This window comes from Bacillus sp. ISL-55 (genome assembly GCF_018613155.1).
Classification (GTDB): domain Bacteria; phylum Bacillota; class Bacilli; order Bacillales; family Cytobacillaceae; genus Mesobacillus.
This window is the reverse complement of the sequence record NZ_JAGGQU010000020.1, coordinates 1-18,362: the sequence shown is the minus strand read 5'-3', so window position 1 is coordinate 18,362 and position 18,362 is coordinate 1. Positions and strand designations below refer to the sequence as shown.

General features: G+C 39.9%; 16 protein-coding genes, 10 tRNA genes and 1 rRNA gene. 23 read left to right on the top strand and 4 right to left on the bottom strand.

All coding sequences use genetic code 11. The features are described 5' to 3' along the window. Nucleotides 1-137: 137 nt before the first annotated feature. The 12 genes from rrf to rocF all read left to right on the top strand — a co-directional run bounded on the left by rrf (nucleotide 138) and on the right by rocF (nucleotide 3,278). Nucleotides 138-253, top strand: a 5S ribosomal RNA gene (gene rrf, locus J7E32_RS11020). Nucleotides 254-333: 80 nt separating this feature from the next. Then, nucleotides 334-408, top strand: a tRNA-Asn gene (locus J7E32_RS11015). Between the two features lie 42 nt (nucleotides 409-450). Beyond that, nucleotides 451-523, top strand: a tRNA-Thr gene (locus J7E32_RS11010). Nucleotides 524-541: 18 nt separating this feature from the next. Next, nucleotides 542-616: transfer RNA gene (locus J7E32_RS11005), tRNA-Glu, on the top strand. 26 nt (nucleotides 617-642) lie between these two features. Further along, nucleotides 643-718: transfer RNA gene (locus tag J7E32_RS11000), tRNA-Val, on the top strand. Nucleotides 719-746: 28 nt separating this feature from the next. Beyond that, nucleotides 747-822 (top strand) — tRNA-Thr (locus J7E32_RS10995). 95 nt (nucleotides 823-917) lie between these two features. Further along, nucleotides 918-1,002: transfer RNA gene (locus J7E32_RS10990), tRNA-Tyr, on the top strand. A 54-nt stretch (nucleotides 1,003-1,056) separates the two neighbouring features. After that, a tRNA-Gln gene (locus J7E32_RS10985) sits at nucleotides 1,057-1,131 on the top strand. 5 nt (nucleotides 1,132-1,136) lie between these two features. After that, nucleotides 1,137-1,209 (top strand) — tRNA-Lys (locus tag J7E32_RS10980). A gap of 72 nt (nucleotides 1,210-1,281) precedes the next feature. Continuing rightward, nucleotides 1,282-1,356 (top strand) — tRNA-Gly (locus J7E32_RS10975). A 3-nt stretch (nucleotides 1,357-1,359) separates the two neighbouring features. Beyond that, a tRNA-Ala gene (locus J7E32_RS10970) sits at nucleotides 1,360-1,435 on the top strand. Nucleotides 1,436-2,381: 946 nt separating this feature from the next. Continuing rightward, nucleotides 2,382-3,278 carry an arginase gene (gene rocF / locus J7E32_RS10965; protein ID WP_214907220.1) on the top strand — a complete coding sequence of 299 codons (897 nt, stop codon included), beginning with the start codon at nucleotides 2,382-2,384 and terminating at the stop codon, nucleotides 3,276-3,278. An 80-nt stretch (nucleotides 3,279-3,358) separates the two neighbouring features. Here the strand turns inward: rocF and J7E32_RS10960 are convergent, their stop codons facing one another. After that, entirely contained in the window at nucleotides 3,359-3,529 is a 171-nt protein-coding gene (locus J7E32_RS10960; RefSeq protein ID WP_081742165.1) for an aspartyl-phosphate phosphatase Spo0E family protein, read from the bottom strand. 248 nt (nucleotides 3,530-3,777) lie between these two features. Here J7E32_RS10960 and sigW point away from each other — a divergent pair, with 248 nt between their 5' ends. The 6 genes from sigW to glmS all read left to right on the top strand — a co-directional run bounded on the left by sigW (nucleotide 3,778) and on the right by glmS (nucleotide 11,227). Further along, nucleotides 3,778-4,341 carry an RNA polymerase sigma factor SigW gene (gene sigW / locus J7E32_RS10955; protein WP_102264886.1) on the top strand — a complete coding sequence of 188 codons (564 nt, stop codon included), beginning with the start codon at nucleotides 3,778-3,780 and terminating at the stop codon, nucleotides 4,339-4,341. A 16-nt stretch (nucleotides 4,342-4,357) separates the two neighbouring features. Beyond that, nucleotides 4,358-5,011 (top strand): anti-sigma factor family protein, encoded by a 654-nt coding sequence (locus J7E32_RS10950; protein WP_214907218.1) that lies wholly within the window; start codon nucleotides 4,358-4,360, stop codon nucleotides 5,009-5,011. A gap of 293 nt (nucleotides 5,012-5,304) precedes the next feature. Then, nucleotides 5,305-6,132: a diadenylate cyclase CdaA gene (cdaA, locus tag J7E32_RS10945; protein ID WP_214907216.1), complete on the top strand. Its 828-nt coding sequence runs from the start codon at nucleotides 5,305-5,307 to the stop codon at nucleotides 6,130-6,132. After that, nucleotides 6,125-7,357: a CdaR family protein gene (locus J7E32_RS10940; RefSeq protein WP_214907214.1), complete on the top strand. Its 1,233-nt coding sequence runs from the start codon at nucleotides 6,125-6,127 to the stop codon at nucleotides 7,355-7,357. The genes cdaA and J7E32_RS10940 overlap by 8 nt, the downstream gene beginning before the upstream one ends. Nucleotides 7,358-7,394: 37 nt before the next feature. Next, complete coding sequence (gene glmM, locus J7E32_RS10935; protein ID WP_214907212.1) at nucleotides 7,395-8,744, top strand: phosphoglucosamine mutase; 1,350 nt, start codon at nucleotides 7,395-7,397, stop codon at nucleotides 8,742-8,744. A 680-nt stretch (nucleotides 8,745-9,424) separates the two neighbouring features. Continuing rightward, nucleotides 9,425-11,227 (top strand): glutamine--fructose-6-phosphate transaminase (isomerizing), encoded by a 1,803-nt coding sequence (glmS, locus tag J7E32_RS10930; protein WP_214907210.1) that lies wholly within the window; start codon nucleotides 9,425-9,427, stop codon nucleotides 11,225-11,227. A gap of 569 nt (nucleotides 11,228-11,796) precedes the next feature. On the opposite strand, the gene J7E32_RS10925 is transcribed toward glmS, so the two are convergent. Continuing rightward, on the bottom strand, nucleotides 11,797-13,062 hold the full coding sequence (locus J7E32_RS10925; RefSeq protein ID WP_214907209.1) for a hypothetical protein: 1,266 nt from the start codon (nucleotides 13,060-13,062) through the stop codon (nucleotides 11,797-11,799). 147 nt (nucleotides 13,063-13,209) lie between these two features. On the opposite strand from J7E32_RS10925, the gene J7E32_RS10920 reads away from it, so the two are divergent. Beyond that, nucleotides 13,210-13,512: a hypothetical protein gene (locus J7E32_RS10920; RefSeq protein ID WP_214907208.1), complete on the top strand. Its 303-nt coding sequence runs from the start codon at nucleotides 13,210-13,212 to the stop codon at nucleotides 13,510-13,512. Nucleotides 13,513-13,532: 20 nt separating this feature from the next. Further along, entirely contained in the window at nucleotides 13,533-14,912 is a 1,380-nt protein-coding gene (locus J7E32_RS10915) for a hypothetical protein (RefSeq protein ID WP_214907207.1), read from the top strand. Between the two features lie 50 nt (nucleotides 14,913-14,962). On the opposite strand, the gene J7E32_RS10910 is transcribed toward J7E32_RS10915, so the two are convergent. Continuing rightward, the gene (locus tag J7E32_RS10910) at nucleotides 14,963-15,304 is read right to left on the bottom strand and encodes a hypothetical protein (protein ID WP_214907206.1); all 342 of its coding nucleotides are present in this window, start codon (nucleotides 15,302-15,304) and stop codon (nucleotides 14,963-14,965) included. Nucleotides 15,305-15,579: 275 nt separating this feature from the next. On the opposite strand from J7E32_RS10910, the gene J7E32_RS10905 reads away from it, so the two are divergent. From J7E32_RS10905 to J7E32_RS10895, 3 genes are all read left to right on the top strand, one after another. Beyond that, a complete protein-coding gene (locus tag J7E32_RS10905) occupies nucleotides 15,580-16,371 on the top strand; it encodes a GIY-YIG nuclease family protein (RefSeq protein ID WP_214907205.1) in 792 nt (263 codons plus the stop codon). Nucleotides 16,372-16,434: 63 nt separating this feature from the next. After that, entirely contained in the window at nucleotides 16,435-16,878 is a 444-nt protein-coding gene (locus J7E32_RS10900) for a hypothetical protein (protein WP_214907203.1), read from the top strand. A 41-nt stretch (nucleotides 16,879-16,919) separates the two neighbouring features. Further along, nucleotides 16,920-17,579 carry a hypothetical protein gene (locus tag J7E32_RS10895; protein ID WP_214907201.1) on the top strand — a complete coding sequence of 220 codons (660 nt, stop codon included), beginning with the start codon at nucleotides 16,920-16,922 and terminating at the stop codon, nucleotides 17,577-17,579. Nucleotides 17,580-17,657: 78 nt separating this feature from the next. Here the strand turns inward: J7E32_RS10895 and J7E32_RS10890 are convergent, their stop codons facing one another. Beyond that, nucleotides 17,658-18,269 (bottom strand): helix-turn-helix domain-containing protein, encoded by a 612-nt coding sequence (locus tag J7E32_RS10890; RefSeq protein ID WP_214907199.1) that lies wholly within the window; start codon nucleotides 18,267-18,269, stop codon nucleotides 17,658-17,660. Between the last annotated feature and the right edge of the window lie 93 nt (nucleotides 18,270-18,362).

Here is an 18,362-nt window from a genome sequence, read left to right as displayed (position 1 = left end):
TCGTTCGAGGACTTAACCAAATAGATTACTCGTTTTTCTTCTTCTTCTTACAAACATTATCTAGTTTTGAGGGAATAAAAATTTCCTCTTGAAAAATGCATAAAAGACAGTATAATAAATATTGTCCTAAAGAATTGTCTGGTGGCGATGGCGAGAAGGTCACACCCGTTCCCATACCGAACACGGAAGTTAAGCTTCTCAGCGCCGATGGTAGTTGGGGGTTTCCCCCTGTGAGAGTAGGACGCCGCCGGGCAAAAATGCATTTCATCTTGGACAAATTCCTAAGGTGAGGCATTCGAATCATCTGCAAGAGTTATGATAAATTACCACTATTCCGCAGTAGCTCAGTGGTAGAGCACTCGGCTGTTAACCGAGCGGTCGTAGGTTCGAATCCTACCTGCGGAGCCATTATCTCTAAATGACGAAAGTCATTTGAGCTGGCAGCAATATGCTTCCATAGCTCAGCAGGTAGAGCACTTCCATGGTAAGGAAGAGGTCAGCGGTTCGAGCCCGCTTGGAAGCTCTGAATATATTATTATATGGCCCCTTGGTCAAGCGGTTAAGACACCGCCCTTTCACGGCGGTAACACGGGTTCGAATCCCGTAGGGGTCACCATCAACTTTAATAAACAGTTTAACAATGGAGGATTAGCTCAGCTGGGAGAGCATCTGCCTTACAAGCAGAGGGTCGGCGGTTCGATCCCGTCATCCTCCACCATTATTTTTACTCAGTGATATTTCCTAATGCCGGTGTAGCTCAATTGGTAGAGCAACTGACTTGTAATCAGTAGGTTGGGGGTTCAAGTCCTCTTGCCGGCACCATGCTTCTTTCTTCCTTGAATAAACTTCAGCGGAAGCATGCGAGAAATCCCGAAGGGATTTTGAGCATCTATCTAGGTACAGAAGCATTTATATGTGGAGGGGTAGCGAAGTGGCTAAACGCGGCGGACTGTAAATCCGCTCCCTCAGGGTTCGGCGGTTCGAATCCGTCCCCCTCCACCATTTTAATACATATTAACATTGGACAAGCTACTAATGTCCTTTTTATTTTTTCATTGGGCTATAGCCAAGCGGTAAGGCATCGCACTTTGACTGCGACATGCGTTGGTTCGAATCCAGCTAGCCCAGCCATTAACGAGCCATTAGCTCAGTCGGTAGAGCATCTGACTTTTAATCAGAGGGTCGAAGGTTCGAGTCCTTCATGGCTCACTCATGTTAAGACCCCTAAGAATGAACTTAATCCTTTATTTTTAGGGGTTTTATCAATTATAATAAAATCATGCGGAAGTAGTTCAGTGGTAGAATACAACCTTGCCAAGGTTGGGGTCGCGGGTTCGAATCCCGTCTTCCGCTCCAAATGGGGCCTTAGCTCAGCTGGGAGAGCGCCTGCCTTGCACGCAGGAGGTCAGCGGTTCGATCCCGCTAGGCTCCACCATCACACTACATAAATACCATTTCAGCCATAAATCCAACCGGGTTTATGGCTTTTTTTATTCCTCCTAACAGTCTATTGGATTTTTGGCCTTCTATTTCAGTGATATCAGTAGGTCAATGTTTAGACAGCATTGGAGGAGAAAGAGCTAGAGCTAGCGCTGTCAAGAAGCTAGTGTGATTTTGACAGGTTTCAGGCAACAGAGTCCAAAGCTGTCAAGAAAGTGCTGTTATTGTGACAGGTTTCAGGCTGCAGAGTCCAAAGCTGTCAAGAAAGTGCTGTTATTGTGACAGGTTTCAGGCTTTGGAGGCCAAAGCTGTCAAGAAAAAGCGGTTATTGTGACAGGTTTCAGGCTGCGGAGCCCAAAGCTGTCAAGAAAAAGCGGTTATTGTGACAGGTTTCAGGCTGCGGAGCCCAAAGCTGTCAAGAAAAAGCGGTTATTGTGACAGGTTTCAGGCTTTGGAGTCCAAAGCTGTCAAGAAAGTGCTGTTATTGTGACAGGTTTCAGGCTTTGGAGTCCAAAGCTGTCAAGAAAGTGCTGTTATTGTGACAGGTTTCAGGCAACAGAGTCCAAAGCTGTCAAGAAAGTGCTGTTATTGTGACAGGTTTCAGGCAACGGAGTCCAAAGCTGTCAAGAAAAAGCCGTTATTGTGACAGGGTTCAGGCTGTGGAGCACAAAGCTGTCAAGAAAAAGCCGTTATTGTGACAGGTTTCAGTCTGCAGAGTCCAAAGCTGTCAAGAAAGTGCAGTTGGATATACGGGTTCCGCTGCTACTCACGCTAAAATTGTTCAAACTCCCCAAAAAGGTGGTACAGGTATCCCTGAATCCAGACCATAAATTCACTTAATTCCAAACTGTATATATATTCACGAAATTGTCCGGTTGAGTCATTCGGATGAAAGCGTTTAAAATAGGGGGTAGATGAGAGAAAGCTAGGGGGAATAATATATGAAGAAACTTTCGATTATTGGCATGCCTATGGATTTGGGTCAGATGAGAAGGGGAGTCGACATGGGCCCAAGTGCGATCCGTTATGCTGGAATTAATGAAAGATTAAGAGTGTTATTTGATGAGATAGAGGATTTGGGAGATATAGCAGTTGGCCGGCCGGAGGTAAAGATTGATCCTAACAGCAATCTCCGCAATCTGGAGCTAGTGGCTGAAAAAAACAGCTTGCTTGCTGGTGAGGTAGACAGAATTATTGAATCAGGGTCTTTTCCGCTTGTCTTAGGAGGCGACCACAGCATTGCGATTGGCACTTTAACGGGTGTATCCAAGCATTATAAAAACCTGGGTGTCATTTGGTATGATGCACATGCTGACTTGAATACAGCAGATACTTCACCATCAGGGAACATCCACGGAATGCCATTGGCTGCCAGCCTGGGATTAGGACATGAAATGCTGACTCAGTTAGGCGGGTATGCACCAAAGGTAAAACCAGAAAACATTGTCATCATCGGGGCACGTGCGCTGGATGATGGTGAGAAGGATTTAATCAGGGAGCTTGGCATCAAGGTGTTCACGATGCATGAAATTGACCGGCTCGGAATGGCTGCGGTCATTGAGGAAACAGTCAACTATCTTAAAGATAAGACAGATGGCGTCCATCTTTCACTTGATCTGGATGGGCTGGATCCAACAGATGCTCCTGGTGTCGGGACGCCGGTAACCGGAGGAATCAGTTACCGTGAGAGCCATCTGGCAATGGAAATGTTGGCTGAAGCAAAAATCATCACTTCAGCTGAATTCGTCGAAGTGAATCCAATTCTTGATGAAAAGAACAAGACAGCTGTCGCAGCAGTCGCGTTGATGGGATCTTTATTTGGAGAGAAACTTTTGTAATGCTCCAGTAGTTTTGGAATAGACTCATATTAGTGAGAAAAAATAGGAGCAGCGGCCATGTGGCTGCTGCTCTCTTATTATTAATATAGAAATGTATTTTTTGATGATAAGTGATAGTATTTATTTAGTAAATGGTCGAGTTTAGTGCTGATATCTACAACCCGTTGATTTGACAGCGAGGTTTTTGCGGCTAATTCAACCATCTCTTTACGGCAATTTTCAATATCCTTCAACAACGTTTCTGCACACATTAATTGTTTCCTCGCTTTCAACTGAAATATAGTCCATTTATACCCCTGTAAAAACTTTTTAAACCAAACTGGTAAAAATTTGTTAATATTAACTTATCGAGTTTTTTAGACTTTTTTTGCAAGAATAAGTCAGTTCGTAGATGATTTTGTCAATTACATACTTAAATAAAGTTTTTATAAAAAAAACGAAACCTTTTACGGAATCGATTCGTATATCGATTAGCCGCATGAAGCGCGGAGGTAAAATAATGGAGACAATTGTAAAACACAGAATAAAACAGGTGATCAAGGGTGACCAGAATGCCTATGGAGAGATTGTTGAAGTATACAAGGACAAGGTATTCCAGCTTTGCTACCGTATGCTCGGGAATCGGCATGAGGCAGAAGATATTTCACAAGAAGCTTTTATCCGTGCATATATCAATATCAACAGCTTCAATCAAAACTTGAAGTTTTCAACATGGCTGTATAGAATTGCTACTAACCTATGCATTGACCGGATCCGTAAAAAGAAACCTGATTATTTCCTTGATGCGGAAGTGCCTGGAACAGAGGGCTTGACGATGTATTCTCAGGTTCCATCGGAAACACCCTTACCAGAAGATGAGGTTGAAAGTATCGAATTACACGATACAATTCAAAAAGAAATTTCAAAACTACCCGATAAATATCGGTCGGTCATCGTATTAAAGTATATTGAAGAACTCAGCCTGAATGAGATTAGTGAAATACTGGATTTGCCGCTTGGCACAGTGAAGACGAGGATCCATCGAGGAAGAGAAGCCTTAAGGCAACAGTTGCGACACGTATAAGGTGAGGTGAAAGAATATGAAATGTTCTGAACAAATTATCGACTATATGCATGAATACCTAGATGAAGAAATCTCAGAAGAACATGAAAAGATTTTAAGGGAGCACCTGCAAAGCTGTTCAGATTGCCAGGAATACTTCAGGGAGCTGAATAAAGCAATCGCTCTTGTTCAGAGTACCTCTCACATCCAGGCTCCGGATGATTTTACTTCAAAAGTAATGGCCGGATTGCCAAAGGAAAAGAAAAAGACGGAAATACAGCGGTGGTTCAGGAGTCATCCAGTTTTAACAGCTGCCTCGCTCTTTTTAGCTTTAATGACCGGCAGCATCTTTTCAACATGGAACGAAGAACATCAGTTTTCAGTATCGAAGCAGCCTAATTTGATTGTCCAAAACGATACAGTCATCGTGCCTGAAGGAGAAGTCGTCAAGGGTGATGTCGTTGTCAGGAATGGCAAGGTGAAAATTGAAGGCGAAGTCCAGGGGAATGTCACAGTGATCAACGGTGAGTTGATCAAGGGTGAAAATTACATGGCTTCTGCGGGCAATGTCACCGGTGAAATAACAGAGGTTAATGAAGTGTTCGAGTGGATCTGGTACCATATTAAGAAGACAGCTAAAAATACGGCAGATCTTTTTGAGAACGATGATAAAGAACAGTCATTCCAGTAGGAATGGCTGTTTTTTAGAGTCCATCAAAAAGGATTAATTGGCAGGGAACTGCAGTAGACTTCATTATTAATTTAAACAACGCTTATGTTATAATAAGAAAGTTATCTTTGTTTATAGGCTGAAGTGCATTGGCATCTTCCGCTTTTTTTTACAAAGGCTGTTTGAAAAAAGAGCCTTTACAAACGCTGTTTCGTCATTTTTACGAAAAGAGCTTTACTACAAGGCTGATTGAACTTTCAGGAAGGTTAGCTGCTTTTCTGAAACAGTCTTACTACTCAACTGGAGGAAGTGCAATGTCGTTTGCGGATTTCGATTTTTTAGAATATCTAGCTAATATTGTTGACATTCTCCTGGTTTGGTTCGTCATTTATAAGCTGATTGCGATAATTCGAGGAACAAAGGCTGTCCAGCTTTTAAAAGGGATCTTTGTTATCCTGATCGTAAAGTTTGTCAGTGATTACTTCGGATTGAATACTCTTAGCTGGATGATGGAACAAGTACTAACCTGGGGATTCCTGGCCATTATCATCATCTTCCAGCCCGAATTGCGACGGGCACTCGAACAGCTCGGCAGGGGAAGGCTCTTTGCCAGATCAGGGCTGCAGGAAGAGGAAGACGAAGAGAAGATGGTGGAGGCCATTATCAAGGCAACCGATTATATGGCGAAGCGCCGGATCGGAGCATTGATCTCAATTGAAAGAGAAACAGGAATGAGTGATTACATAGAAACAGGCATTCAGCTTCAATCAAGAATCTCATCTGAACTGTTGATTAATCTTTTTATACCGAACACACCGCTTCATGATGGAGCTGTAGTCATACAGAAAAACATCGTAGCAGCGGCTGCATGTTATCTGCCGCTGTCGGAAAGTCCGTTCATCTCGAAGGAGCTGGGTACAAGGCACAGGGCCGCTCTTGGAATCAGTGAAGTAACTGACAGTATCACGATTGTGGTTTCTGAGGAGACAGGGAATGTATCGGTTACCCGGAATGGTGAACTTTACCGCGACTTGAGCGGGGAAACGCTTAGGGAACTGCTCACAGCCGAACTGATTTCCCCATCAAGAATTAAGCAGGCCGCTTCTACCCGCTGGAATTGGAGGGGGAAGAAAAATGGATAAATGGATGGATAATCCCTGGTTCATAAAAGTGGTTGCCCTGGTTCTAGCCGTCCTGCTCTTCGGGTCTGTACCTAAGAATGATCCCGATAAGCCCGGTGATGTGTATGTACCATCAGATGAAAAGGTGGAGACGGTTGAAAATGTACCGGTAAAAAGGGTTTATGATACCGATACTTTAGTAGTATCCGGTGTTCCTGAGACTGTTACAGTCACGCTGCAAGGCCCAAAGAACCTTGTTCAGCAGGCGAAAACTCTGCGGAATTTCGAAGTGTTCGTAGATTTGACAGAGGCGGAGCTCGGAAATCAGCGAGTCCCGATTACGATTAAAGATGTTTCGGATCGCCTGACCGTTACCATCGAACCTGGTTATGCGAATGTTTCCATCCAGGAAAAGGTGACGAAGGAATTCAAGGTGGAGGCTGAGTTCAGCGGTAATATAGTTGAGGAAGGCTATATAGCCGAGAAGCCAGCGGTAAAGCCTAATAAAGTCCAAATAACAGGTGCCAAAGATGTCGTGGATAAAATCACTTTTGTGAAAGCAACTGTCAATTCTTCAGGGAAAATATCAGAAACAATTACACGAGAAGCAAGTGTACTAGCTCTGGATAAAGATATGAACAAGCTTAATGTCGTTGTGGAACCTCAGGTTGTCGAGGTAACAATCCCGATTAAAAGCTCAAGCAAAAAGGTACCGATTGATATTGTCCGAAAAGGGACTCCTCCAAGTGGAGTAACAATCGATTCAATAACGTTGGAAACGAAGGAAGCAGAAATCATCGCTGACCCAGGCGTACTCGAGGAATTTGATAATGTCAGGGTAGAAGTGGATGTCAGCAAGATTGATGAGAATACGGAGATTACCCTCCCAGTCATCATCGGTGAAGGAATTGTCAAGGTATCACCCGAAACGGTAAAAGTGACCGTGAAAGTCACAAAGGCTTCCGAGAAAAGCATTTCCAATGTTCCCATAGAAATAGATGGAATGGATGAAGGCTTTGAAGTCAACTTCCTTGATCCTGCAAACGGTCAGACCAACTTGACCGTTTCTGGACCGAGTGATATTGTTTCAGCTCTGTCATCGGATGATTTTAAGATCCTGATTGATGTGTCGGAACTGGATGAAGGAAATCATGAAGTCGACATGAAAGTGACAGCACCTCAAAATATAACATGGAAATTGGCTAAAGAAAAAGCCAGTATATCGGTTGCGAAAAAAGATGCGTAATTGACTGCAATTTTTCATACAAGGAGAGATTTTAAGAATGGGTAAATATTTCGGTACAGATGGAGTACGTGGTGTTGCGAACAGCGAATTGACACCAGAATTAGCTTTCAAGCTTGGACGCTTTGGAGGCTATGTCCTTACAAAAGAACATGACCGCCCTAAAGTTTTAATTGGAAGGGACACTCGTATTTCCGGACATATGCTTGAAGGAGCGCTGGTTGCCGGCCTATTATCAATCGGAGCGGAAGTAATGAGGCTCGGTGTCATCTCTACTCCAGGGGTAGCGTATTTGACGAAGGCCCTTGGTGCACAGGCCGGAGTTATGATTTCTGCTTCCCACAATCCAGTTGCGGATAATGGCATCAAATTCTTTGGCCCGGATGGATATAAGCTTTCTGATGATCAAGAGAATGAAATCGAACAATTGATGGATATGGAAGTGGATGAGCTTCCTCGTCCTGTAGGTGCTAACCTAGGACAGGTGAATGATTACTTTGAAGGCGGCCAAAAGTACCTTCAATATCTTAAGCAATCAGTTGATGAAGAATTCACAGGGCTGCATATCGCGCTGGACTGCGCACATGGGGCAACATCATCTTTGGCTACGCATTTGTTTGCTGACCTTGATGCTGATACTTCAACAATGGGAGCATCACCTAACGGTTTGAATATCAATGATGGTGTTGGGTCAACGCATCCTGAAGCACTTGCTGCATTCGTTAAAGAAAAGGGTGCAGATCTTGGGCTTGCATTTGATGGAGATGGCGACCGCCTGATTGCGATCGATGAAAAGGGAAACATCGTTGATGGCGATCAAATCATGTATATTTGCGGCAAGTTCTTAAAGGATAGAGGCCAGCTGAAGCAGGGTACTGTTGTTTCTACCGTAATGAGCAACCTTGGTTTTTACAAAGGCCTGGAAGAGCACGGAGTACATAGTGTTCAGACTGCTGTTGGCGACCGCTATGTAGTGGAAGAAATGAAGAAGAATGGGTACAACCTCGGCGGCGAGCAGTCCGGGCACATCATTTTCCTTGATTACAATACAACTGGTGACGGCCTGTTAACTGGCCTTCAGCTTGCCAATATCATGAAAGCAACGAACAAACCGCTTTCTGAATTGGCTGGAGAAATGAAGAAGTATCCTCAGATGCTCGTGAATATCCGGGTGACGGATAAGCACCATGTAACAGATAACGAGAAGGTAAAAGCAGTGATTGAACAAGTTGAAGCGGAAATGAACGGCAACGGACGGATTCTTGTTCGTCCTTCCGGAACAGAGCCATTGGTACGCGTTATGGCAGAAGCAGCAACAGCAGAGCTTTGCGAAGAATATGTAAGACGGATTGCTGTCGTTGTAGAAGAAGAAATGGGATTAAAAGAATAGGAAACAGTCTTATGCATAAGGGCTTCGGCACGTAGAAGAGCCCTTATGCATATTTATTTATAGAAGAATTTTTTTCACTTAGAGGAGTGTCCAGCTCCAGCGCCTAGCCCCTCGAGTCGCTTCGGTCCGCCCAATGAAGTCAAAGAGCGACTTCACTGATCGGCCCTCCAGCGCTTGTCAGGGCTGAACAAGGCGCTTACGCTTTTCTTGTGAAGGGAGTTTTTAGTCATCCTGTAAAGGGTATTTGTACGGGAAGGCTGTTTTCCTTTGTTTTCTATTGACGGATGCATGAGTATCATGTATGATAATCCTGTTTTTGTAAATAAGGCTGTGTGTGCAACATATGCCTTATAAAACGATCTTATTGGAAAGGTGGGCAGAGGTAGATCAAGGGGAAACTAAAGCGCCAGGACTAATCCTTGACCGTAAATGTGGGTTAGTTGACGAGGTGGAGGTTTATCGAAGTTTCGGCGGATGCCTCCCGGCTGAAAGCACAGCCGCGAATTCCATCTTTAAAACATTAAGGCAACTTAATGCACAAAGAGATGGGGATGCTAAATCTAGCGGGGATCGGATATTAAAGTTAAAGTCTGACCTCAAATCAATTATATGAGATAAGGGGGCAAGCGCCCCTATATAAGAGGCTTCTTGCCCCCTGTCGTACAGGAGGAAAAGAAGTTATGTGTGGAATCGTTGGATATATCGGAAATAATGACTCGAAAGAGATTTTATTAAAAGGTCTGGAAAAGCTTGAGTACAGAGGCTATGACTCTGCGGGAATCGCCGTCATGAACGAAAAGGGAGTTCACGTTTTTAAGGAAAAAGGACGCATTGCAGACCTTCGCAATGTTGTGGACAACGATGTAATGGCGAACGCTGGTATCGGCCATACTCGCTGGGCTACTCACGGTCCTCCAAGCAAGGTGAACGCTCACCCTCACCAAAGCTCAACTGGCAGATTAACTCTTGTCCACAATGGTGTGATCGAGAACTATGATCTATTGAAGCGCGAGTATTTGCAGAATGTCGAATTGAAAAGTGAAACAGACACTGAAATTATCGTTCAGTTAATTGAACTGTTCGTAAAGGATGGTCTGAGTTTAGAAGAAGCGTTCAGTAAGACGCTGTCACTTTTACATGGTTCATATGCACTTGCCCTGATAGATGAGCAAAACGAAGATACGATTTTTGTGGCGAAAAACAAGAGCCCGCTACTTGTTGGCCTTGGCGATGGCTTCAATGTTGTTGCTAGTGACGCGATGGCAATGATCCAGGTGACAAACCAGTATGTTGAACTGATGGATAAGGAAATGGTTATTGTCACAAAGGATGAAGTGACAATCAAGAACCTTGATGGAGAAGTGATTTCTCGCGCTCCTTATACAGCTGAGCTTGATGCAAGCGACATTGAAAAGGGAACATACCCACACTACATGCTCAAGGAAATCGACGAGCAGCCGCTTGTGATGCGCAAAATCATCCAGAACTACCAGGATGGCGAAGGCGCTCTTGAAATCGATTCTGACATCGTTGCTGCAATGAAAGAAGCAGACCGCATTTATGTTATCGCTGCGGGTACTTCCTATCATGCAGGCCTTGTTGGCAAGCAGTTCATCGAAAAATTGGCGAAGATTCCTGTTGAAGTCCATATCTCAAGTGAGTTCGGTTACAATATGCCGCTTCTATCTGAAAAGCCATTGTTCATCTTCATTTCACAGAGTGGAGAAACTGCGGACAGCCGCCAGGTTCTTGTTCAGGTGAAGGAAATGGGCTACAAAGCATTGACGATTACGAACGTACCTGGTTCAACGCTTTCCCGTGAAGCAGACTACACTCTTCTTCTTCATGCTGGCCCGGAAATCGCGGTTGCTTCAACAAAAGCGTATACAGCGCAGCTTGCTGTCCTGGCAATTTTAGCAGAAGTAACAGCTCGCGGAATCGGTCACACAGTAGACTTTGATCTTGTACAGGAATTAGGAATTGTAGCGACAGCAATGGAAGCTCTTTGCGACGACAAAGAAGAATTCGAAAGCATCGCACGCGAATACCTGACTGTCACAAGAAACGCATTCTTCATCGGACGCGGAATCGATTTCTACGTAGGTCTTGAAGGCGCGTTGAAGCTAAAAGAAATTTCGTACATTCAGGCTGAAGGCTTTGCTGGCGGAGAACTGAAGCACGGAACAATTGCTTTGATCGAAGAAGGCACACCGGTAATCGCCCTTGCAACACAAGAATTCGTTAACCTGAGCATCCGTGGAAACGTCAAGGAAGTCGTTGCCCGCGGAGCCAACCCGTGCATCATCTCCATGAATGGACTGGAAACAGACGAAGACCGCTTCGTCATTCCAGAAGTGCACAGCCTATTAACACCTCTTATCTCAGTAATACCAATGCAATTGATTTCTTACTACGCTGCATTGCACCGCGACTGTGACGTCGATAAGCCACGTAACCTGGCTAAATCCGTTACAGTTGAATAAAATAATTTAAGACTCCAGAAGGGTCGTGTCTCCCCATAACTCTTTCTTACAATCTGTAACTCACTTATACAATCTGTAAGTAAGTTTTACAATGAACGGGAGAAAGCATGAAACAAATATGTAGCACCCAAGAAGAATCGGGAGCGTACCGTTGGTACGCCTTCTCGGTTCTTTTTTATTATGGGAGAAGCCTGAAAAGGCATGTGATACAAGAGATCCAGGGAAATAGGCAGGAAAAAAGGCGTGAAGAAAAGAGTGGGAAAATGCCTGAAAATCCTCCATCCCTTCACCTGCTCCTTATTTCTACTCTGTAAAACCGAGTTCCATTTTTCGATCCTTTCTGTCCATAATTTCCACCTGATATCTTTCAAAAATGGCAGGTTTCATTGTAAAACCTACTTCCATAAAAAGAGCGGGGAAAAGGGCGTGAGGGCAAGTGGGAGAGGGGCTTGCGGGGGATGGGGGAGGATTGTAAAACTGAGTTACAAAGGCACATAGTAGACGGTAAGGGTTAAGGAAAAGAAATACTTTTTAAGATTATACAATATGAAAAATGTTGTAGGTTAGTCCTACAACATTTTCTGTTTCAATCTATATACAGCAGTTATATTATCATTTTCATCGTATTCAATTTGAAGATTAACTGGATCTTCAACCAAGTCTTTTTGTTTACTTTTCAATTGATTAATTTGCTGATTGACTGCTGACATGTTGTTATAAATCGTATCATAGTGATATGATAAATGCTTTTTAATTTCCTCTTTTTTATTATTCACTATTTTATTTCTTCTAAAGGTTGCATCAAGAGTAAGGTTTTTATCTTTTAGGATTTTTTCATATTTGTTGTGATACTCGTTTAATTGCTTATAATAATTCTCAATATCGTTTAATCTATTAATGTTGACTTCTGTATTATTACCTAAATCATTCATGATTTTTAAACACACTGACATAACTTCTAAATTACCGTATCCTAATAATACTTTTTGCTCAAACGTAAATATAGTTTCTTTAATATCATTAACAATTCTGTCTAATCCAAACTTTGCCTTTTCTTTTATAAGTGAAGCGTCATTTATTAGTAAGGGTAGTTCTCGCAATATAGACTCTATTTCATTGTAAGCTGTTGATGAAAAATCTTCTATTTTTATTAAATAAGTCTGTAACTTTTCATCTTGGTTAAGAATACTTGGTAAGATGGATTTTAAATAACGGATATTACCTTGTATTTTCCCGAATTTATCATTGTTATATTGCCTAATTAATGTATCAATCTTTTGATCAATAACAGTTAATTGCTTATTTATCTTCTCTAAGTGTTCCTGAGCAGTAATAACAGTCATTACTCCCAAAACAGCATTTGCTAATTGAGCAGGATTCACTTTTTTTAAATCCTTAATTTCTAACCAACCATGATTTTTAATTCTATTTTTATTGTCAACGGCAATGGCTCTAAACTGGTCACCAGTGCCCTGTTTCTTCATGATATTAAGTTCTCCTGATTTTATTTTTTCGAGAACTTCCTCACTAAATTTAACTATTACTTTTTTTTCACTTTTAACTATGTCTTTAGCATTTGGAGAAAATCTAATTACTTCTCCAATGTGACTCTTTAGTTGATCTGTTAAAATCAAAGATTCTGGTTTACGGTATAAAGTTAGATCTGTTGAATTAAAACTTTGTACCTCCCAAGGCAGTTCAGTTAAAAGAGAATCTTCATTTACTAATTGTTGATAATTTGACCATTTTCCTTTGTTATTCAACTTATAATAAATGTAATAGGTTATGATAATTACTACTAAAACCAAAACAATTGTCCCCAAAGTATTGCTCACCTATATGCCCTCCAATGAAATTATCTACACTAAACGTTTATAGTAGTATTATAAACTTGATATACAATATTTAGTAGATTAACTTTACTTGCTCTCCGCCCTTAACCCTTGGGATATGGTGGAGAAAACAAAAGGAGGCGTTATATAATGACATTATCTTTTGAACAAAAAGTTGCTATTTTCGAAGATGAACAATATAGTTTGGAACGATATTCGATTAAACCAAATAAGGTTAATTTCAAGTATAAGGGAAAGGTCATCGTTAGGGAGATGAGAGAAGGAAGCTCTGTTGCATACGTGTGGGGAAAAGATATTTACCAAATTACTAAGGAATATGAAGTTGATGACCGCTATTGGATACATATTCATGATTTTAGGGAGCAGGAAATAAGGGAATTGTTAGTAAAGGTTTTAGCTTTACGAGATAAGATTCATTTAAAGAATGACTAATGGGATGGAGGCGAGGATTTGTGAGAGTAAGAGATGGGAAATGTTTGTCAAAAGTATATAACAGTTATTTCCCTACTAACATACATAATCCAGACATAAGTTGTCATGAGGTATATGGGTTGAAGAATCAGTGCAGTGGTAATTTTGTGAATCCTACAGAGCCAATTATTGTACAATTACTATCAAACTATCTTTCCTTAAATAAGTTAGGAGAAAGAGATGGGATTCGATTATTTTGGGGGCCACATTATATAGGGAAAGCAGGTAATAATCAGGAAATTGATATTTCGGTAGAATACGATGGGAAAATTATATTTGGTATATCAATAAAGAGTCAATTTGGGGGCGGATACTTAGAGAACGCAGATCTCGACCTATCTCTTATACAAGAATATAAAGATACCATTAAAAATTACCAATATAGAGGTTCTGTATCTGATGTTCTTCAAGACATGGCAAGAATTGAAAATATTAAGGAAGCTACAGGACAGTTTGAGTCTATTACAATTCTTTATAGTAAGGTTAGTAAAAAGAGATGGACAGAAGCATTTTCGAAACGCTACTCTCACAGCTATCTCTTCCTGGAAGAGAACCAACAATCCTTTTTTCAAGTAATGGAGGAGAAGTTACCTGGTCTGAGTTCATTAAAAGGAATTTCTGATAGGAATAATGGAGTCAGCCTTACTTTGAAGGAATTAAAGACAGGGAGGGCTATAAAAGGAAGCAGATTTCTACTGCAAAATTATGTGAACAATAACCAAGGAAAATTAAACGAGTTAATTCTAATGAGTTCTCCATCGTTGTTAGCTTTTATTGATAAAGAGCTTACCATCGAATGGAAATCTCCCCTAAAGAGAAGTGGATATCGGGAGTATAGAAATGAATTCGTAGAGCTTGAAGATGAATGGAAGGATAAAAGAATTCAATTAGAGAAGTATTGGCCAAAGATTGGGCCACAGTGGGATGGTATTGCTGTTGTCAAAGGGAAGAACGGAAATTTAGGATTATTATTGGTTGAAGCAAAATCACATTTGAAAGAATTACGTTCAAAGATTCAGGCAAAAGATGTAGATAGCAGAGCATTAATAGAGAATACAATTGCTGAAGTTAAAACATCTGTTGAATCTAACGCTCCCATAGAAGTCTGGTTAGAACAATACTATCAATTATCCAATCGTCTTACATATTTATATTTATTGAACAAGAAAGTGGGAATTCCAACCTGGCTAATACTTGTGAATTTTGTTGATGATGTTGCTCATATACCAACTGCAACTTCTGAATGGATTCTGCATTATCAAGACGTATATACCAGTTTGGATATTAGTTCATCTTCTGAGTTATTTAATCATATTATCTCAATTTATCCAAATGGAAATGAAAGGGTTGGAAGATTATAAATCCAACCCAATGATTATTTTAAATACTATTGATGTCCAATCAAATGTAATTACGATAGGTTTCGCCATCCCTCTAAAGGATCGTGGTTTACAGATGTTACCTTCCAATGTTGGTCATCACTTAGATACTCTAAATTAAGAGAGACGTGATTAAATAAGGTAGCACCACCGAATATTTTTACTAAGAGAGTTTGATTATATATCTTGTTTAAATCGTATAAATCTTTTTCAAGCGATACTGTACGTCTCTCCTTAAAGATTTGAATGACTACTGTTGGTTTCCAACTAAGTTTGATTTTGTTTTTGATGTTATTACCTACGTATTTCTCTACCGATTTGAACTTATGTTCAAAAGTATCCCCTTCTTTAAAAGTAAATTCAAAAAAGTCCATATGCTATCCCCTTAACGATAAGAAAGTATTATTGAAGGTGTGTCTATAATTCATTCATATTTGGAACATACATTGGCTTCTAATTTATTGTTACAGATATAAATTTTCAAAAACGGGATTCAGGAGTAAAACCACTCTACTAAAGCCTTTCACTGAAATCACAACACTCCATCACAACACTCCAATTACTATCTGAATTAATTTGTTTGTGCTACTCTAAAAATACTAAGAGAGTATGGATGTATGATTAGATAAACTAAATGGGGGCATTTAAAGTGGATAATGTACTTGTTTGTGATTTTAGCTTCGAACACATTTATGACATCGCACCTGAAAAAGAAATAGACGGCAATATTAAGGCATTCTATCCTCAGAATAAGTATGAGAATTCAAATGACCTTGTGTTACATAAGTATGGCAAGGGGCCATTTTGTAGGTTTGCGATTCCAAGAGAGCATAGGAGAGAAGGAGTCTATCTAATAAAAATAGACGAAAAAATTAAGTATGTAGGAGAATGCGAAAATCTTGCAAAACGTTTTAACTTGGGATATGGAAACATATCACCGAGGAATTGTTTTGTTGGAGGCCAATCAACTAATTGTAGGATAAATAACGAGATTTATAAGAATGCAATAAACAACTACAATGTTGAACTTTACTTTTATGAAACTACTAATAGATTTGAAGTTGAATGGGGGTTGATCAATACGCTTAATCCATCTTGGAATAGATCTAAAGGTAAGAAGGTGGAAAATAAAAACAGCGTGGATAAATCAACTATTCCCTCTAAGCAAGTGTCGTATAAGAAATCAACTTGTAGAGAAGAAATTTTAACCGTAGTTAGAACTATTGTGGGGAATAAAGGAATCAATGAGTTTACTGTTAGCGAGGTAGTAAAGTCTATGCTGAAGAATGATTCTGGATTCAAGGAATCAACGATTCGAACACATATTACTTCAAAGTGTTGTGTGAATACTCCGAGACATCATGCAGTTGTTTTCAATGACTTTGAAAGGATTGGTAAAGGGCTGTATAAGTTGATTAATAATGAAACTAATATCAAATAGCACAATATAAATAGATGGTAGGTTTAGAGTTATTGTAAATATAATAAATAAAGTAGGTGCATCTTGAATACTGAAGCTGTTATAAGAATCAAAGAGACTGTTGATGGTTATAAGAAATTACTTGGTATCCTGGCTGAGAATGAGGATAATGAGCAAATTTGTAGATTATCTAAGAAGCGAATTTCTGAGATATATGGACTATCTTATACAGGTACATGTAAAAAGCTGAATTTCCTCTTACGGTATGGACTTGTAAAGCAAGTGGATAGAGGTTTAATAAGAACTGGAAAGGAAGTAATGGAAGCAAAACCATTCACATTACTTCAAAGAATTATGTTGTTGGTGTTAGATAAACCAGAAGTCTATAGTAGTTTTAAGCAACAGGCAGAGTTACTTAGTGAGCCATTTGAAGAAGTTCAAACAGCATGGGGATTTTACTCGTATTTTTTTGGATCAAAGTATCCAGATAAAGATGAACTTAGTTTGTTAGTTCAGGAGAAGATTTAGAGGCATGAAAATAGATAAGAAGAATTAGGAGGGATAAACCGATGAAGAAACAATATCTTGACTTAATACAATTTTTTGAGGGATACGTTCGTAATTATAGAAGGTTGAATTTGTCCAGAATTCATAATCGCTCGATGTTTACTCAAAGGGAAATTGATTACTTTGCAAATTTGGGCGAAATGCTTGGTTTTGATAGTTTTATTGAAGATGCAAAATATGATAAGAGAAAGGATCGGTCAAGACCAATGGATCTCGCTTGGTGGAAGTGGGATGAAAGAATAGATAAAGAGAATTATGTGCTTCTTGCACTGCATTTAGAAAGAGAAAACCAATGGAATAAAGATGAAGACACAATCGATAAGCTCTTTTCTGATACAGAAGAAGGTTTCATTCCACATAATGTGATAGGAATTCAAAATGTAGAATCAAGTGACCGCATTAAATTTCTGAACAAATTGATAGTAAGGAAGAATGCGGTTCAAAAATCAAATGTCTTAATGGTATATCGCTATTATGACTTAGAATTTGATTTAGAAAGGGTATCTGCATACAATTATAATGCGAAAGGTTTATCTGAACAAAGAAGTGCCATCTGCAAGCAAGATGAATTGGGTTATTGGTTTATGTGTTTTGAAGAAGAATATGAAACATTGCAGAAAAACAAAGAGGAATCTGATTTGAACAGAAAGGTATTGCTATGATTCCAGTAAATAAAGAAAAGCCAGGCAGTTATTCTACTGAACTGGCTAATATTTATGATTTCGCAATGCCTAAGTGTTTTATTTGTTTTTTTGCATTAAGTCTTTATCAAATTTTACTTTTTGAATCAAAGGGTTATCTTTAGAGTAAATCTCAACAATAGCAGTAATCCAATTATCCTTCTTATTAATCTGACGATCACCGAAAACCCACAAGCCATGTTCCTCCAGTTGTTTAATCTCCTTTGATAAATTATTCTCTAAGTCAAACCTCTGACTGATTTCAACCATATTCCATATATCTAATACATCCGCAACTGTTGTTAGGAATACTTGGACAACTTCAGTTTGCTCTTCTGTTTGACAATCATGGTAATCATATCCATATTGATGTGCATGGGAGATGATTCTAACCAAGTCTCTACCACTCTGGATTCTGTGAAGGAACTTAACATCTGTATGCTTTTCTGTACTCGCTTTCTTTATAGATTCATCATCGCTAAAGATGTTATCAAGTTCACTCAAATTTGTTTCTAAAGCATCTAAGATAGATAAAAGTGTTGCACTTTCTGCTGTACCAGAGGACTCTAACCTTCGGACAGTCCTTTCGCTGACTTTTGATCTTTCTGCTAATTCAGCCTGTGTCCAGAGCTTTAATTTTCTTAATTCTTTTATTTTCTGACCAGTATGCATCAATTAATCTCTCCTTGTTTTGTTTAATTGATTTTATTATAAACGCAACGGTACTAATGTTTAAGGTCATCTTGTATTTGGCAAGCAAAAAAT

Coding starts and splice junctions, on each gene's coding strand:
- rocF (WP_214907220.1), top strand. CDS start 2,382: ATGAAGAAACTTTCGATTATTGGCATGCCTATGGATTTGGGTCAGATG.
- J7E32_RS10960 (WP_081742165.1), bottom strand. CDS start 3,529: ATGTGTGCAGAAACGTTGTTGAAGGATATTGAAAATTGCCGTAAAGAG.
- sigW (WP_102264886.1), top strand. CDS start 3,778: ATGGAGACAATTGTAAAACACAGAATAAAACAGGTGATCAAGGGTGAC.
- J7E32_RS10950 (WP_214907218.1), top strand. CDS start 4,358: ATGAAATGTTCTGAACAAATTATCGACTATATGCATGAATACCTAGAT.
- cdaA (WP_214907216.1), top strand. CDS start 5,305: ATGTCGTTTGCGGATTTCGATTTTTTAGAATATCTAGCTAATATTGTT.
- J7E32_RS10940 (WP_214907214.1), top strand. CDS start 6,125: ATGGATAAATGGATGGATAATCCCTGGTTCATAAAAGTGGTTGCCCTG.
- glmM (WP_214907212.1), top strand. CDS start 7,395: ATGGGTAAATATTTCGGTACAGATGGAGTACGTGGTGTTGCGAACAGC.
- glmS (WP_214907210.1), top strand. CDS start 9,425: ATGTGTGGAATCGTTGGATATATCGGAAATAATGACTCGAAAGAGATT.
- J7E32_RS10920 (WP_214907208.1), top strand. CDS start 13,210: ATGACATTATCTTTTGAACAAAAAGTTGCTATTTTCGAAGATGAACAA.
- J7E32_RS10910 (WP_214907206.1), bottom strand. CDS start 15,304: ATGGACTTTTTTGAATTTACTTTTAAAGAAGGGGATACTTTTGAACAT.
- J7E32_RS10895 (WP_214907201.1), top strand. CDS start 16,920: ATGAAGAAACAATATCTTGACTTAATACAATTTTTTGAGGGATACGTT.
- J7E32_RS10890 (WP_214907199.1), bottom strand. CDS start 18,269: ATGCATACTGGTCAGAAAATAAAAGAATTAAGAAAATTAAAGCTCTGG.